Source organism: Atribacteraceae bacterium, from assembly GCA_035477455.1.
Taxonomy (GTDB): Bacteria; Atribacterota; Atribacteria; order Atribacterales; family Atribacteraceae; genus DATIKP01.
Genome location: DATIKP010000032.1, coordinates 21,111 through 37,420, shown reverse-complemented (window position 1 = coordinate 37,420; position 16,310 = coordinate 21,111). Strand labels below are relative to the sequence as shown.

General features: G+C 50.0%; 12 protein-coding genes. 1 reads left to right on the top strand and 11 read right to left on the bottom strand.

The window, feature by feature from the left end; all coding sequences use genetic code 11:
• Positions 1-228, top strand: a 228-nt coding sequence (locus tag VLH40_01710; GenBank protein ID HSV30726.1) for a hypothetical protein, incomplete at its 5' end; no start/stop codon positions are given.
• A 345-nt stretch (positions 229-573) separates the two neighbouring features.
• Here the strand turns inward: VLH40_01710 and VLH40_01705 are convergent.
• The 11 genes from VLH40_01705 to VLH40_01655 form a co-directional block, all read right to left on the bottom strand.
• Complete coding sequence (locus VLH40_01705) at positions 574-2,142, bottom strand: LysM peptidoglycan-binding domain-containing protein (protein ID HSV30725.1); 1,569 nt, start codon at positions 2,140-2,142, stop codon at positions 574-576.
• Positions 2,143-2,145: 3 nt separating this feature from the next.
• A complete protein-coding gene (gene ileS / locus VLH40_01700; protein ID HSV30724.1) occupies positions 2,146-5,292 on the bottom strand; it encodes an isoleucine--tRNA ligase in 3,147 nt (1,048 codons plus the stop codon).
• A gap of 467 nt (positions 5,293-5,759) precedes the next feature.
• Complete coding sequence (locus VLH40_01695) at positions 5,760-7,076, bottom strand: TldD/PmbA family protein (GenBank protein ID HSV30723.1); 1,317 nt, start codon at positions 7,074-7,076, stop codon at positions 5,760-5,762.
• Complete coding sequence (locus VLH40_01690) at positions 7,069-8,445, bottom strand: TldD/PmbA family protein (GenBank protein ID HSV30722.1); 1,377 nt, start codon at positions 8,443-8,445, stop codon at positions 7,069-7,071. The genes VLH40_01695 and VLH40_01690 overlap by 8 nt, the downstream gene beginning before the upstream one ends.
• A gap of 10 nt (positions 8,446-8,455) precedes the next feature.
• Positions 8,456-9,337: a peptidyl-prolyl cis-trans isomerase gene (locus tag VLH40_01685; protein ID HSV30721.1), complete on the bottom strand. Its 882-nt coding sequence runs from the start codon at positions 9,335-9,337 to the stop codon at positions 8,456-8,458.
• Positions 9,334-9,609, bottom strand: a complete 276-nt coding sequence (locus tag VLH40_01680; GenBank protein HSV30720.1) for a hypothetical protein — start codon at positions 9,607-9,609, stop codon at positions 9,334-9,336. The genes VLH40_01685 and VLH40_01680 overlap by 4 nt, the downstream gene beginning before the upstream one ends.
• A gap of 348 nt (positions 9,610-9,957) precedes the next feature.
• Complete coding sequence (locus VLH40_01675; protein ID HSV30719.1) at positions 9,958-11,211, bottom strand: glucose-1-phosphate adenylyltransferase family protein; 1,254 nt, start codon at positions 11,209-11,211, stop codon at positions 9,958-9,960.
• A 9-nt stretch (positions 11,212-11,220) separates the two neighbouring features.
• The gene (gene galT / locus VLH40_01670; GenBank protein HSV30718.1) at positions 11,221-12,237 is read right to left on the bottom strand and encodes a galactose-1-phosphate uridylyltransferase; all 1,017 of its coding nucleotides are present in this window, start codon (positions 12,235-12,237) and stop codon (positions 11,221-11,223) included.
• 68 nt (positions 12,238-12,305) lie between these two features.
• Positions 12,306-13,364 (bottom strand): M42 family metallopeptidase, encoded by a 1,059-nt coding sequence (locus VLH40_01665; protein HSV30717.1) that lies wholly within the window; start codon positions 13,362-13,364, stop codon positions 12,306-12,308.
• Positions 13,365-13,388: 24 nt separating this feature from the next.
• On the bottom strand, positions 13,389-15,872 hold the full coding sequence (gene lon / locus VLH40_01660; GenBank protein ID HSV30716.1) for an endopeptidase La: 2,484 nt from the start codon (positions 15,870-15,872) through the stop codon (positions 13,389-13,391).
• On the bottom strand, positions 15,865-16,302 hold the full coding sequence (locus tag VLH40_01655) for an Hsp20/alpha crystallin family protein (protein ID HSV30715.1): 438 nt from the start codon (positions 16,300-16,302) through the stop codon (positions 15,865-15,867). The genes lon and VLH40_01655 overlap by 8 nt, the downstream gene beginning before the upstream one ends.
• Between the last annotated feature and the right edge of the window lie 8 nt (positions 16,303-16,310).

The window sequence follows — 16,310 nt, the reverse complement described above, 5'->3', positions numbered from 1 at the left end:
CACAGCCACCTCCTCGTTATGTATAGTCTATCACATAACGAGGGAACATGCAAGCAGGAAATGCTCAAGATGCAGGTGCTTCAACGACTTTCGGACTATCCTACAACCGACTCGTTAGGTGTTAGCGGGAATGCAGGTTATACTCATCGGGCAATCCGGGAGGCCCTGTACCGTTACCCTGGCCTGATGATGAGTAGCAGTGAGGGGAAGGCTCTTCCATTTCGATAAAGATAAAAAAAGGGGGGGACATTTTGTGAGAATAAAACACCCCCTTTTAAGAGAATATTGACAGAGAGTTTTGACAGATATGAAAAATTTCTACAGAGGAGGAGGGGCCAACCACTCGGTACTCGGCGGTGGATCGCAAGGATGGATATCCATCACTGTTTTTCTCGCAGGGGAGGAGAATGGCATCAAGAGGCCTATGAAGCAGTTTGCAGTGTAATAGTTTCTATATCACGCACGGCGGCTCCGGATTGCCAATTAATCACCGGTTGAAACCGGAGCCGCCCAGAGTTATTTTCCGTATCCCATGATACGATATGAATCAAAGAACGGAGGTTTCAATAAAACTTAACGGCTGAGAAATTCCATAGGGTCTAAGTGCCGGCCATTTCTCCGGATTTCGAAATGGCTATGATAGCCAGTTGCATTGCCGCTCATACCCACCCGGGCAATCGAATCTCCCTGATTGACCCGCTGACCCCGGGAAACCAAGTTGACTTGGTTATGAGCATAGAGAGTCTGTATACCGTTCGGGTGATCGATGATCACGGTACGTCCGTACCCCCTCATCCAGCCACTGAAGCTGACAACGCCGCTCATCGCCGCCCTGATCGGCGTTCCGGCCGGCGACGGGATATCGATACCGGTGTGAAACCCGGTTCCCCTCCTTCCATAGGGTGAAGACACCCGTCCGTTGAGCGGCCAAGCCATTCTTTCGGTTCTGGACCCATAGTTTCCACTGATATAAGCCGGGATCCGGAGGGTCTGTCCGATCCTAATCGTGCTGTTTTGGGAAAGTCCGTTAACACTCATCAATTGGTTAAGGGATACTCTGAAGCGTCTGGAAACACTCCAAAGACTATCCCCAGCTGTGACCCGATAGATCTCGTATTCTCTGGATGTCTGATCCGCAACCTGCCTCGGTGCTTGTCCTCCGGGAATGACCAAGATCTGGTTGATCTGCAGGCGAGAGGAATTTCCCAGATTGTTAACGCTCATCAACGTTTGCAGATTCACTCCAAACTTCCGGGAAATCTCCCAGAGGCTATCACCGGGTTCGATAGTATAGGTAAAGCTTTCTCTGCCTGCCTGAACACTTGTCGACACAGCGCTGGTTCCCTCCTCAGCATCTACAGGAATGGATAGCGGCATTCCCACCCGCAGCACGCTGGACTCGTTCAAGCTGTTGGCTTCCATGATAGATCGTAGGGATAAACCATATATTCGGGATATAAGCCAGAGCGATTCACCGGATCTGACTTTGTGAATTGTCGGGGAGGCAGGAGTTGATGTTGAACTTGCCGCCGGTGAGGACGAAGGAACTCTGATGAGCTGGCCGACACGGAGGATGGTTTGATCGGTGAAACCATTGGCGTCCAAGAGGGCCCGGAGAGAGACATTGTAGTGCCGGGAAATCTCCCAGAGGCTATCACCGGGCTTGATGGTATAGGTGACCATACTCGACACCGATGCATTCCGTGAGGTGGCTTGACCGGTTCCGGTTGCCGCTGAAGTAACGGGAATAGTAATCACCTGGCCGACACGGAGGATGGTTTGATCGGTGAAACCATTGGCGTCCAAGAGGGCCCGGAGAGAGACATTGTAGTGCCGGGAAATCTCCCAGAGGCTATCACCGGGCTTGATGGTATAGGTGAAGGAGGACGCTGCTCCGGCGCCGACACCAGAAATTTCGATGTTCATCCCCACTCGGAGGAGGGAATTTTGAGTGAGTCCATTGAGTTCATAAATTTTTTCCAGGGGGACGTCGTACTGTCTGGAAATCTTCCAAAGGGTATCACCCGGCTGTACCGTATGGGTGACAGCGGCATAAAGAACAGACGTTGAAGAGAGCAGAAATAGGGTACCCCAGGCGATAACTGATAAAAAACCTTTTTTAGTTAACCATGTCCATTCCATCACTCACCTCTCTAAGGAAATTCGGATTTTTTTGTCTCCAACAATGCATTCCCGGGTAAAAGCCTGGTTGTGAGCAGGATTGAAAGACAGCTTTCTCGCCATGGTTTCAGACTGAACAAAATCGCGGTATTCCTCCATCAGACAACGAAGATCATCATCATTCTCCGGTGCAAAATGAATCGAGATCCGATCTTCAACTTGGAAACCGGCTTCTTTGCGAAACGTTTGAATAAGATGGATCAGCTCCCGGACCATTCCCTCACGAAGCAACGCATTATCCATTTCAGTATCGAGTACCACTGCATACCCTTCCGCACTCTCGACCGAAAGATCACCACGCTCAGTGGTAAGGATAGGATCGATATCACCACGCTCCAGAAGGATCAATTCTCCATCCAGTTCCAATTCGACAGTCCCGGTTCTTAAAAACGTTACCGCAAGTCCTTGATCAAAACCGGTTAATAGCTTGGCAATCCGCTTGACGTTTTGACCGAAACGTGGACCCAACACCGAAAAAACCGGTTTCAGGACAACCCGGATACCGGCTGGCAGAGACGCGGTCCACTCAACCTCCTTGACGTTCAGTTCCTCTTGGATCAAAGAAACAAAACGTTTCGCAACGATCTGTTCCTGATCGTCCGGAACAACCAGGATCGCCCTGCGTAAAGGCTGTCGTGTTTTCAGGTTCGTCTTGTTCCGGACCGCCCGACCCAGAATGGTCAATTTCCGGATGATATCCATAGAGCAAAGCAATTGCCGGTCAACCCGTTCGGGATGGAATTCCGGGTAGTTTTCCAGATGAACGCTCTCCTTGGCCTCCGGAGAGCCATCCATCAGATTCCGGTACATGATTTCACTGAAAAACGGGACAAAAGGAGCCAGTAACGGGACAAGGCCACGCAAGATTTCATATACTGTCCAATACGCACCAATTTTATCATTATTCATTCCCGATTGCCAGAAGCGTTTGCGAGACCGCCGGATATACCAGTTGCTGCAATCTTCGATGACAAAGCCCTCGATCGCTTTTGCGGCCCTGGAAATCTCATAACTGTCGATAAAACGCCGTACTTCATCGACCAGTGATTCGAAACAGGAAATCAGCCAACGGTCCAAATCACTCCTTTCGGACAACGGCAAAACCGGAGTGTCCAGGCTGAAGCGGTCGATTGAGGCATAGAGGACAAAAAAATCGAAAGTATTCCAGAGGGTGTTGAAAAACTTCCGATAGACATCAGCCAGGACTCTTTTCCCAAACCGCTTCGCAACCCAGGGCGGTGAAACCGAAAATACATACCAGCGCAAGACGTCCGCTCCATATTCATTCATCAGGTCCCAAGGATTGATAACGTTTCCAACATGTTTGCTCATTTTCTGACCCCGTTCGTCCAGCCCCAGTTCCGTGACCAGACATTGGCGATAGCTGCTTTCACCGAACAGGGCAACGGCCAGAATGTGAAGGCTGTAAAACCATCCCCGGGTTTGGTCAATCGCCTCACAAATGAAGTCCGCCGGGAAAAATCGTCGAAAGACATCCTGATTTTTAAAAGGATAGTGCAATTGGGAAACAAACATGGCGCCTGAGTCGAACCAGCAGTCGATGACTTCGGGAACCCGGTTCATTGTTCCCGAGCATAATGGACAGGTCAGGGTTACCCGGTCGACATAGGGACGGTGCAGTTCGATGTATTCCCATTTTTGCTGGGACCGTTCTTGAAGTTCCTGGGTTGAGCCGATGGCATCTTGATGACCACATTGCCTGCATTGCCAAATGTTGAGCGGTGTTCCCCAGTAACGTTCCCGGCTGAGCGCCCAGTCGACGACGTTTTCCAGGAAATTCCCAAATCGGCCGTTTTTGATGTGCTCGGGAAACCAGTCGATCTTATGATTGGTTTCAACAAGTAAGTTTTTGATGGCCGTTGACTTGACAAACCAGCTTTCCTTGGCATAGTAGAGGAGTTCCGTATCGCAACGCCAGCAAAAAGGGTAGGTATGGCGATGCGTTTCGCGCCGGAACAACTTGTTTACCCCTTTAAGATACTCAATGATCAACGGATCAGCGTCTTTGACCCACATCCCCCCCCAGGTTCCTACGCCGGCCTGATAGGTCCCATCGGGAAGGACCGGTTTGATCACCGGAAGATTCTTTTCCCGAGCCAAGTCCATGTCATCCTCACCGAAAGCCGGCGCGATATGAACAATACCGGTTCCCTCATCAAGAGAGACAAAATCTGCGGTAAATACTTTATACCCCTCCTCCGACAAAGTAAAACTCATGATTGGTTCATAATATAATCCAGCCAGTTCCCGGCCCCGGTATTCTCTGAGCACATTCCATTCCGCTATTTCCAGCAGATGAGAAAACCGTTCCCGGCTCAGGATGAGCCGCTGACCGGACTTTTTATTTTCAACCTCGATATAGGTGCTCTCCGCAGCGACGGCCAGTGCGACATTGGCTGCCAATGTCCATGGCGTTGTCGTCCATACCAGAAATGAAGTGTCAGGTTGATTTTGTAACGGGAACAGGACATAGATTGAAGGGTCATCGGTTTCCCGGTAACCCAGGGCCACTTCATGACTGGACAATGACGTGCCGCAACGAACGCAAAAGGGCAGAACCTTGAAACCCTGGTAAAGCAGTCCTTTTTCCCAAAGAGATTTTAAAATCCACCAGGTACTTTCGATATATTCGTTTTCACAGGTGACGTAGGGATGTTCATAATCCATCCAGATTCCCAGTCGTTCGGAGAACGCTCTCCATTGCTGGATATACTTAAAGACACTTTCCCGGCAACGGATATTAAACTGTTCGATTCCGTACCGCTCAATGTCCTGCTTGCCTGAAAAACCAAGCTGTTTTTCAACTTCCAATTCGACGGGAAGCCCGTGGGCATCCCACCCGGCCTTCCGGGGTACGAAATATCCACACATGGTTTTGTAACGGGGAATCAAGTCTTTTATGCTCCGGCCGATAGCATGGCCAGCGTGGGGGTATCCGTTTGTCGTTGGAGGTCCTTCGTAAAAGATAAAGGAAGGATTTTCTTCTCTCTGCCGTAAACTTTTCTGGGTAATAGACCTTTCTCGCCAAAATTCAAGGATTTCTTCTTCGCGATGAACGAGTTCCGAAAGGTCGCCAAGAGGACGAAACATACCAGTCACCTTCCCAGTTTCATTTCAAATAAATTAGAAGCTCAATTCATGGTCTGATGAGAAATCTTTGAGGGGGCCGCTCTGAAGGCCGTTGGAACCGTCTCTATCGTTGAACATAGCCGGAAAGGCGCCTTCCGGGAGGCACTCCTCCGTGCTAAAGCCTTTCCCTTATATTGCTAAGCACATGCCCTCATTCTGAGCCAGAAAACAGAAAACTAGAAACCACTATACCCGATAAATCGCTTCTTGACAACCGCCCGCAGTCACTCATCTAAAATCTTACCGAACACCACCCGGTTCACTCATCAGATATTCTTACCCAAGGGGACCAGTGATGACCATGTCTTTGCCCGGTAGCCAAGAGCATATCCGAACCATGAAACAACGCTATTGGCAGTGTACCGGAAAAAGCGAGAAATGAGTGAACCACTCTCCTTGGGGTCAGATTTTTATATGAGTTGACACGTTCATCTCAAAGAAGAATCGACCTGAACCGGTTCAACCAGCATACAAGGCAAAAGCATCCGGCCATGAATCCATCGATTGTCGCGGGAGATTTCTCGGACCCCTTGCAAAACCTGGTAAACGTTTCCACTGATCATGAGGTCCTTGACCCGTCCCTGTACAATCCCACCTTCCACCAGAAAACCAAGCTGAACATTACATGAAAAATGGCCTCCGGCAACGTTGCTTTGACCCAAACCGAGAACTGAGTCGACAATCAACCCCCGTTCCATCTCTTCGATCAGGGTTTCCCGATCGCGAAGACCGCACTCAAGCATAAGGGAACCAAAGCCGGGTTCGGGAAGTTCCCGATACGAATGGCGGTAACCTCCGGATGAGGCCGGAAAACCGCCTTTCTCCGCCGCCCACAAATCCAAGAAATAACTTTCGAGCTTTCCTTCTTCAATTATCTTTCGTTCCGGGATGGTTTCAACTCCTTCGTCATCAAAAGGTGCGGATCCCAAAGACCACATTTCGTGATTGATTTCCTTCAGGGTCAATAACGGAGAGAAGAGTGCCTGATGAAGTTTTCCTTCCAGGGGAGAACGCCGATAGACGATATTCTTTCCATTTAAGCCGTGTAAAAGCGGGTAAAACAAAACCATGCTCCCTGATGGGGTAAAGAGAACCGGATAAGCGCCACTCTCCACAGTCACGATTTTTTGAGACCGTTCTAACTTGAAAAAGAGTTCCTGCAGAAAATCCTCGATGTTGATATCCCGGTTCCCCCATCCATAGTCAGTGGATATTTCCAGAATATCATTATCCCGGGTTCGATTGACCTCAATGGCAATATGAAAGAAGGTCCGGGTATAACCAATGCTTTCCTCCCGGTGGTTGACAAGTTTTTTTTCCTGTTTACCCGCTGACAGCGTCAGATTGATCAACACTTCAGGAAATTCTTTACGTACCCGGTGGGTGATATAGTCACCAATTTCCGTGAGTTCTCCCGAATGAAAAGCCACCACCCGTTTGTCAATTCGATCTTCCCAGGACCCGATTTGGGCATAGGACGGAATATCGAAACCGGCTTCATTTCCATGACGACTGATTGCTGCGGCACGTTCAAATGCTTCCGGCACAGCGGTAAAATCATTTGAGGAAAAAAACCCCATTCTCCTCTGGCTGTCGATCAATCGTAAACCGAATCCCCGGTCCTCTCGGACGGTATATCCGCGACACTCGCCGGCTTCGTATTCAATACGGTTTTCTGCCGTCGTTTCTATATAACAGTCCCCGGACAATCCCGTTTTTCGAAATCCCGAAAATATGTCATCCATCGTCGTGGCCTCCGATCAAAACCTCCCGCAAACGAAGGTGAGGGCTTCCGGTTGGCGTTGGGAGCCCCATCTGCGCTCCCTTACCACATCCGCCGAGTTCATTCCATTGAAAATCATTTCCAACACCATCAATTTTTTTTAAAGTATCGAAAAGGTTACCGCTTAGAATGATGTTTTTCACCAGCCGGACCGGTTCCCCGTTTTCAATAAGATATCCGTATGCGGCGGAAAAAGTAAACAACTCCAGAGCGGTATTGCCACCCAGGCATTCAATCGCATAAATGCCACGGTCGATTCCCCGGAAAAGCGTTTCCCGGGAATCACTCCCGGGAAGAATACCGGTATTGCTCATCCGAACGATCGGTCTATGCCGGTAGGAAATGGTTCTGGCGTTTCCCGTTGGCTCTTCGTTCATGCAGAAAGCCGTTTCCCGCGAATGGAGCCGGCTGGTCAGGATACCTTGGGTAATCAGAAAGGTTTTTTTGGGAACCACCCCTTCATCATCGCAAGGATATGAGCCTCGCAAGCCGTCAACTCCGGCATCGTCGAAAACGCTCAAAATTGGTGAAGCCAGAGCCTTCCCTCTGGTCATGAGCGTTTTCATTTTCTCGTTACGATAGACAAAGTCCGCCTCGCTCAAGTGTCCGAACGCTTCGTGAATGAAAACACCGGCCAAAACCGGATCCAGGATACAATCATAGACTCCACCCTTGACCGAAGGTGCGTCCAGAAAGCTCACGGCCCGTTTGGCAACAGCCGTCCCCAACGTTTCACAATCGAGGATCTTCTCAAACCCGGCTTTCCCGGCTATCCCGTCGGAATAAACCTCAATAGTATCACCACGCCGGGCTGTCGCGGTAAAATGTACAGCAATATCCGGATTTTCAGAGGAGACCCGGGTACCGTCTGAGTTGGCCAAATAGACTTGCCGGAAAGCATCCCGGTATTCAACCGCGGAATTCACGATCTCCGGGGACTCCTTGTTCAATATGGAGGCGTACCGTTTGAGAGGAGTCAATTTGTCCGTCAACTGTTTTTCCCGAAAATCATCAACGAGAAGAACCGGGAAATGTCCGATCACCGCCGCAGTTTGGACAAGATTACTTGGATTTTCCGGAAGCGATACGGCGCATCCCAGCAACTCTCTCACCTTCAGTTCCAGTTCGTCCCATCCCTGAAAAGAACGAAAAACCCAACCGTGTCGCGGGTTGCAAACTCGAATAGACCCTCCCTGGGAACGCTCTTCCTTTATCCTGAGCAGATTGCCGTTTTGAAAAGAAATGCGGGTCAGCATACTCTTTTCCAGGCGTACTTCCAAATGCTCACCATTCCGGGGCAACCGAAAAAGATCGTCCAGAATTTCCAGCACGCTTCCCACCCTATTCGGTGGATTCAGTTACTACTGCCGGTGGCAGATTTTCTTCAATGATGGCAATTTCCGCACGATTCTTGAGATCTCCGATCATGGTTTCAAATGCTTCTTGCTGCATTCTTGGTAAAAGTCGGGAGGCAATCTCCTCCCTTACCTCGCTGAGCTCCTTTATCCGCGCTTCACGACTTTCCTCAACGAAAAATACATGAAACCCGTAATCGGATTTAATCACTTCACTAAAAGAGCCTTCTGTTAGGTTAAAAACCGTTTCCTCGATATCAGGTCCCAGGTCCCCTCGCTGAACAAAGCCCATGTCTCCTCCGCTTTGAGCGTCGGGAGCGATCGACCATTCTCGGGCTATTTCTGAAAAATCTCTTCCTTCCCGGAGCCCTTGCAGGACTTGGTCGGCATCCTCTTGCGAATTCAGCATGATATGCCTGATTTTTCGGGATTCAGGAGCGGTATATAACGCCGGATTGGCCTGGTATTCGCTTTCGATTTGCTGGTCGGAAACCTCCACCCGCCCAACGATCTCCCGATTTATATATTCATGGACCAGAATCTGGCGGGTCAGATTTTCTATCTTTTTAAGAATTGCCGGTTCTTGGTCAATTCCCTGTTCCCGGGCTGCCTGGGCCAAAAGGTGCTGGCGTATCCATTGTTCCAAAAGATCTTGGAATCCCCGGGGAAATTGCCGTCGATCATTTTCTGGCATTTCATCCCAGATTTCCTGAAGGTCAGCCAGATAAATCGGCTCTCCATTAACCTTGGCCACTACCGGATTGTCTTGAACCTTTGCCGTATCGTTCTGTGCTAAGACAACACTTCCGCCAACCACAAGTAAAAACAAAAAAACGAAAACCCATAGCCAACAAAGTATATTCTTCATCTTTCATCTCCTTCTGATATTGTATTTTTAGCAATGCCTCTCTCGTCTTTTAGGGCCTCAAGCGTAAATCGTTCTCCCAAGGGTCCCCCTTCACGTGATTTCTCGTTTTCCTCCAGAAAATCAACAACCAGAGCAAGTTTTTCTTCAATTCTCTTGACTGAATCGCTGGTCTTTCTCGCAGTGAAAGCGAGATTCTTCAATCGCTCGTATAAAACCCAAAAAAGAAGCAACCCATAAAGAATGAAAATTATCAAAAGCAGCCCAAAAATCACTCTTGATACCTCCCCCGTAAATACATAGCAGAATGGCGTAAGGGTTGAAGAGTGAAAGAGTGCAAAACCTTATAGGTGAAAACCCTTCCGCACTTCATCCCACCCTCTGTTTTCATATTCGCTGCCGCCGACCCTATCGACAGGCTGACTCCTCTGGACGTATTGTATATTCGAGCATGCATTGTTGTGGAGATACGGTAAAAGCCTTGCAAGGAAGGCAATCCAAGCTTCTTCTCTTTGTTTTGCCCCTTGCTCCTTCTCGCTTTTTTGATTCTGTTTTCCGTCCTCCCCCTTTTCCATTCTCCGATGCCGCCGGCAAGCCGACCAGAGGACACCTCATTGAATAAGTTACATGAAAGAGGAGCCGCTACTCAATGACGATCTGCCGGTAAAACGTTTCTCCAGTAGGCCGATCCCTACCAAACAGTTCCGCTCAATCATGAATCCGGCCGGCAAAACTGTCCCTTTGCCTATCAAATTAACCCCCCAGTTGAGGAGGTCGGGCCGCACTTCATTGCACCGGTAGTCACCCCCATAACCAACGACCGTTCCTTCACCAACGACGACGTTTTTGTCCAGGATGCTCATTTCGATATAGGCTCCGGACTTGATGATCGAATCGTTAAAAACGATCGAATTGATCAACCGAGCGCCTTTTTCGACAACCACTCCGGAAAAAATCAGCGAATTTCTTACTTCACCACGAATGACGCTTCCTTCACCGATAATACTCGATTGAACTAGCGTGCTATCGGCTAAAAACACGGGAGGATACTGAGGCCGATTGGTAAAGATCACCCAATGGGGGTTGTATAAGTTAAAACGGGGAAGCGGCTCCAAAAGGTGCATGTTCGCTTCCCAGTACGCCTTGAGACTGCCGGCGTCCCACCAGCAGTCGTTATAATAATACGCTTGGATGGAGGCTTTTCCCAGGCTTTCGACAATCACGTGATCCACCAGATCATACTTGTCCTCACGGGCATTCTCCGTGAGTTTTCGTCGGAGGAAATCATACCGGAAAATGTAAACTCCCATAAAGGCGATATCGGTCCGGGGGTTTTCCGGTTTTTCCTCAAAACCGGTCACCCATCCATTGGCGTCGATCTCCAGAATACCGAAACGGTTCCCTTCTTCTTTCTTGATGCGGGTAACGACCAAAGTGATATCCGCGTTCCGATCCCGGTGAAAATCCATGAGCGGATTGTAGTCCATCATATACGCATGATCTCCGGACAAAACCAGGAGATTTTCGATATCCCGCCTATCGATGATATTCAAATTTTGAAAAAGCGCGTCACCGGTACCCCGGTACCAACCCCTCGCCGTCCGGCTCAGGAACGGTTGCAAGAGTTCCACTCCCCCCCTTTTTCGGTCAAGATCCCAAGGCCGCCCTACCCCGATATGCTCGATAAGCGAACGGGGTTGGTACTGGGTCAAAATTCCAATATCGAAAATCCCGGAGTTCACACAGTTACTTAGGGCAAAGTCAATCAAGCGGTAAAAACTCCCGTAAGGTACCGCTGCCTTGGCTCGTTCCAAAGAAAGCACACTAAGCCGGTCTTCCTTTCCACCGGCCAGGATCAGAGCATATCTTACAGCCACAGCAACACCTCATTCCGTTTTGAGGCTATCCCTCAACAACAGGGCTGCTTCCTCGGGAATGACTGGATTGATATAAAACCCGGTGCCCCATTCAAAACCGGCTACTTTGGTCAAAGAGGGAAGAATTTCAATATGCCAGTGATAACTCAGTTCATCGGGATTCTCCCCGTTGCGGCTATAGGGGGCAACATGCAGGAGCATGTTGAAGGGAGGATCATCCAGTGTATTTTTCACGGCCCGGAGTGTATTTTGCATAACCTCGGACAACGCCGCCAGATCCCGTTCATCGGTTTGGGAAAAATGAGCGGCGTGTTCAAGCGGTAAAACCCATATCTCGAAAGGAAAGCGGGGAGCGTAGGGAACGGTGGCGATAAACCGTTCATTCTGATACACTACTCTTTCCAGGATACTTAATTCTCTATTAATCGTATCGCAAAAAATACAGGTTCCCTTATTCCCGTAATAGTCTCGGGACCCGAACAATTCCTCTTTCACTCTTTTGGGAACCACCGGGACGGCAATGAGCTGGGAATGAGCATGCTGGATCGAGGCGCCGGCCAAGGCGCCTTGATTCTTAAAAATCAGGCAGTACTGGATTCGTTGATCATTTTCCAGGTCTCTCATGCGTTCCCGATAAGCTAAAAACACCTTTTGGAAGTGGTCGATCGGGAGGTCCACCAACTCCAGATCATGGGCGGGAGTTTCGATGATTACCTCATGAGCGCCAAAGCCGCCCATATTTTCATAGCCGTTATCCACCGTAAATGGTGTCCATTCTTCCAAGCGCAGAGCCGGGAACTTGTTCGGGACCACCCTGACTTGCCAGCCCGGGTTGTTGGGTAGGGTCTGAGGTGACCGAGCGCTCCAGATTTCCCGAGGGGTATATGATTCCATAGTCTCACAAAATGCGCACGGACCGGGCTTTCTCAATTCAACAGACGTTGCGAAGTCATAAGGCTTCGGGCTTCTGTCGGTCGCCACGATCACCCAGCGGCCGACAACCGGATCTTTTCTAAGCTGGGACATTCGATTCCTCCTCGAATTGGGTTTTGTTCCAGTAAAATCTTTCTCCCTTCCCGAGAAGCACTGATTGCTCACGGAGTCCAGTCCTCCTGACCATCGATACTCTCCAGGATGCGAGCCAGAAGGTTAATCGTGTTATCCAGATCCTCCAGGTCCACCACCTCAGACGGTGTATGCATATACCGGTTGGGGATTCCCACAAGAGCGGTTACCACACCGCCTTTATTGACCTGAATCGCATTAGCGTCGGTCCCCGTCGCCCGAGGTTCAGCCTGGACCTGGTAAGGGATCCCGTGTTTTTCGGCGACTTGGATCATCCGTTCAAAAAGCCGGCGATTGATGTTGGGGCCTCGTCCGAGAACCGGGCCTTTGCCCAGCGCAATCTCACCGACTTTCCGTTTATCGACGTCGGGACAATCGGAAGCAAAAGTGACATCGATGGCGATCCCCAGGTGCGGATCTATGGCAAAGGCGCTGGTTTTTGCGCCCCGTAAACCAATCTCCTCCTGAACGGTGCTGACCCCATATACGGCACACCGCAGGGCAGCGCGATTGATTGATAAAAGAGCCTCCGCAACCACGAAGGTCCCGGCCCGGTCATCAAAACCCCTTCCCACCACCCGGGTCCCGTTCAGCGGTTCGAAACCGGCCGCGAACGTAATCGGGTCACCGACCGAAACCAGTCTCATTACCTCCTGTCGGTCGCATCCCCCAATATCGATCCACTGTTCTTCGATTTTGACCACTTTCAAACGCTCTTTCTCTTCGATCAGGTGTATCGGCCGCTTACCAATCACTCCCAAGACCGGTCCCCGGGCAGCATGAATAATCACTCGCTGCCCGGGTGTGAGTTGGGCGTCGATACCACCGATACTCCGAAAATGGATGAAACCTTGTTCGGTGATATAATTAACCATCAAACCAATTTCATCACAATGACCGGCCAACATGACCCGAAAAGCGCTTTCCGGGTTGAGTATTCCGCAGGCGTTACCGTGTACATCTTTGAAAAACCGGTTCACCGAAGTCTCGACCCGTTTATGAAAAACAGTTTGTATTCTTTCTTCATAACCGGACGGACTGGGAGTATTGATCATTTCGCGAAGAAAATCGAGTCTTTCCGTATTCAAAGCGACCTCACCTCTCGGTGTGGATTAGGAACAGTTTCTGTTGCGATTTGAATCTCTCTTTTTCCGAAAAGAAATTTCCAATACTTCGTCAATCGTCTTCACCGGGAAAAAAGTAATTTTTTTTCGGATATCCGATGGAATTTCCTCAAGGTCTTTCACATTTTCCTCCGGCAAAATCACTTTTTTAATGCCTGTACGATGGGCCGCCAGGACCTTTTCCTTGACTCCGCCAATTGCCAGGACTCTTCCGGTAAGCGTAATTTCTCCGGTCATCGCCAGATTATGTCTGACCGGAAGACGAGAAAGCGCCGAAAGAAGGGCAACAACCATCGTGATCCCCGCCGATGGACCATCTTTGGGAATTGCACCGGATGGAACATGAATATGAAAATCGCTTTTTTCGTGATAACCTCGCTCCACATGCCAACAATCGGTCCTCTCCCGAACACAGGAATAGGCAATGCGGGCCGATTCCTGCATAATCTCTCCCAAATGGCCGGTCAGGATCAGCTTTCCTTTGCCCGGAAGGACCGCCGCCTCGACAAACAGGACGTCTCCGCCGGTCTTTGTCCAAGCTAGTCCGGTCGCGACACCAATTCGGTCTTTCCCAAATACCGCTTCATCGGAGAAGCGGCGGGGTCCCAAATAATCCCGTAAACGGTCTTCGCTTATTTCAAATGACCCACCTTCTCCAGAAGCGATCCGCCGGGCGGTTTTTCGATACAGGGAAGCAATTTCCCGCTCGAGATTTCTGACTCCCGCTTCACGGGTATATTCCCGAATAATTTTCATGAGTATTTCGTCAGAAATCAACAGTGCGCCTTCCGGGATGCCGTTTTCATCCATTTGGCGGGGTAAAAGATACCGGCGGGCAATAGCCATTTTGTCTCTGTCCGTATAGCCAGGGATACGGATCACCTCCATCCGGTCGAGAAGCGGTGAGGGAATGGTATCCAGCATATTGGCTGTGGCGATAAAGAGCACCCGGGATAGATCGAAAGGAACCCCCAGATAGTGATCGGCAAACGCGGAATTCTGTTCCGGATCTAGAACCTCAAGGAGGGAAGCCGCCGGGTCCCCTCTGAAATCCAGTCCAAGTTTGTCGACTTCGTCAAGCATAAAGACCGGGTTCCTGGTCCCTGCCTTGCGAATCCCCTGGATGATCCTTCCGGGTAAGGCACCGACATAGGTCCGCCGATGCCCACGGATCTCCGCTTCATCCCTGACGCCACCAAGAGATATGCGAACGAAACGCCTTTCCATGGCCCGAGCTATCGATTTCCCCAAAGATGTCTTCCCGACTCCAGGCGGCCCGACAAAACATAAAATAGGGCCCTTTATATTCTTTTTCAGGGTACAGACTGCCAGGTATTCGAGAATCCTCTCTTTCACTTTCTCCAGATCGTGGTGATCTTCATCGAGAATGCGTTCGGCGATGGCCATGTCCAAAGCGTCCTCAGTCATAACGCTCCAGGGTAGTTCCACTATCCAGTCCAGGTAGTTTCGTAAAACAGGATATTCAGCAGAGGCCGGGGGGATCCGGGAAAGACGGTCGAGCTCCCGTCCCGCTTCAATTCTGACTTCGTCCGGAAGGCGAATTTGTTCAATTTTTCCCCGTATCTCATTCATTTCCAGGGACCTGTCGTCCAGTTCTCCAAGCTCCCGTTGAACCGCCTTCAACTGTTCACGAAGTAAGTATTCACGTTGCGTCTTGGCCATTTCACTGTGAATTTGATTCTGTATCCGGCTCCCGATCTGAAGAATCTCCAATTCTCTGGTAAGATAATAGTTCACCCGGTGAAGTCGGGTCTGCAAATCGGAAAGGATCAAAATCTCCTGTTTCCTGGCCACATCGAGATTCAGATTCGAAACGACAAAATGGGCCAGTCGGGTTGGATTCTTCATATTCATGGCGGCGACGAAGATTTCCCGAGGGAGATGCGGAGCGAGTTCCACCACCTTCTGGAACAGGGCGACTATCGCCCGAACCATAGCCTCCACTTCATCATTTTGAGTCTCTCGGTCCTGGATATGTTCGACAAGGGCAATTGGATAGGGTTCTTCCTGTTTCCACTCGACGATCTTAATCTTCGATAACCCCAGGACGAGGATCTGCACCGCACCTTCCGGGAGCTTCAGCATCCGTGAGATTTTTCCCATAACCCCGAAATCAAACAACTCATCACTGGAGGCGATATCGCCATCTTGTTCCTCCCGGGGACGGCGAGCAACCAGTCCGATCAATTTATCCGACAAGATGGCATCATTGACCAGACGCACCCATTGCTCTCCATGCACTACCCAAGGGAGCACCATTTCCGGAAAAAGCACCGTATCGGACAGCGGCAGAATAGGAAGTCCAACTGGTAAAGGTTCTCCCTTTACCAATGCTTCTTCCCTGGTATCCGTTTTTTCCACAGTACTGACAGTATCAGATTTCCCGCCTGATCTACCGGTGCGGGTTTTCCGGTTTTTTTTCGGCTTTGCGTCACGAACCAAATCACTCAACGTTGACCCTCTTTTCCATCACGGTTCTTCGCTTTGGACATTCCACAACCAACAGGCCGTCACGAAAATGCGTTTTGACCGCTGCCTGGTCTATTTCATCAGGCAGTTCCACTTCCCTGGAGAAAAGACCAAAAGAAATCTCCATCTGGTAAAAGTCTTTTTTGGGAAGCGTTGAAGAATCCTGTCGGCAACCCCTCACTAACACCCGTCGGCCCTGGATGACCACATCAAGATCCCGACTCGATACGCCGGCGATTTCAACTACGATGACATAGGTCTCTTCGGTTTCGAAAACGTCACAGAATGGTTTCCAGGTTTGTTCATAAAATTCCGGACCACTGTACCAATTATCCGCGGCGTGCTCCTGGTAACGGATAAAATCTGATCGAAACGGGTCCGCTGCATTCAGGCGGGCTCCTTCGTCACCCATCTGATGGG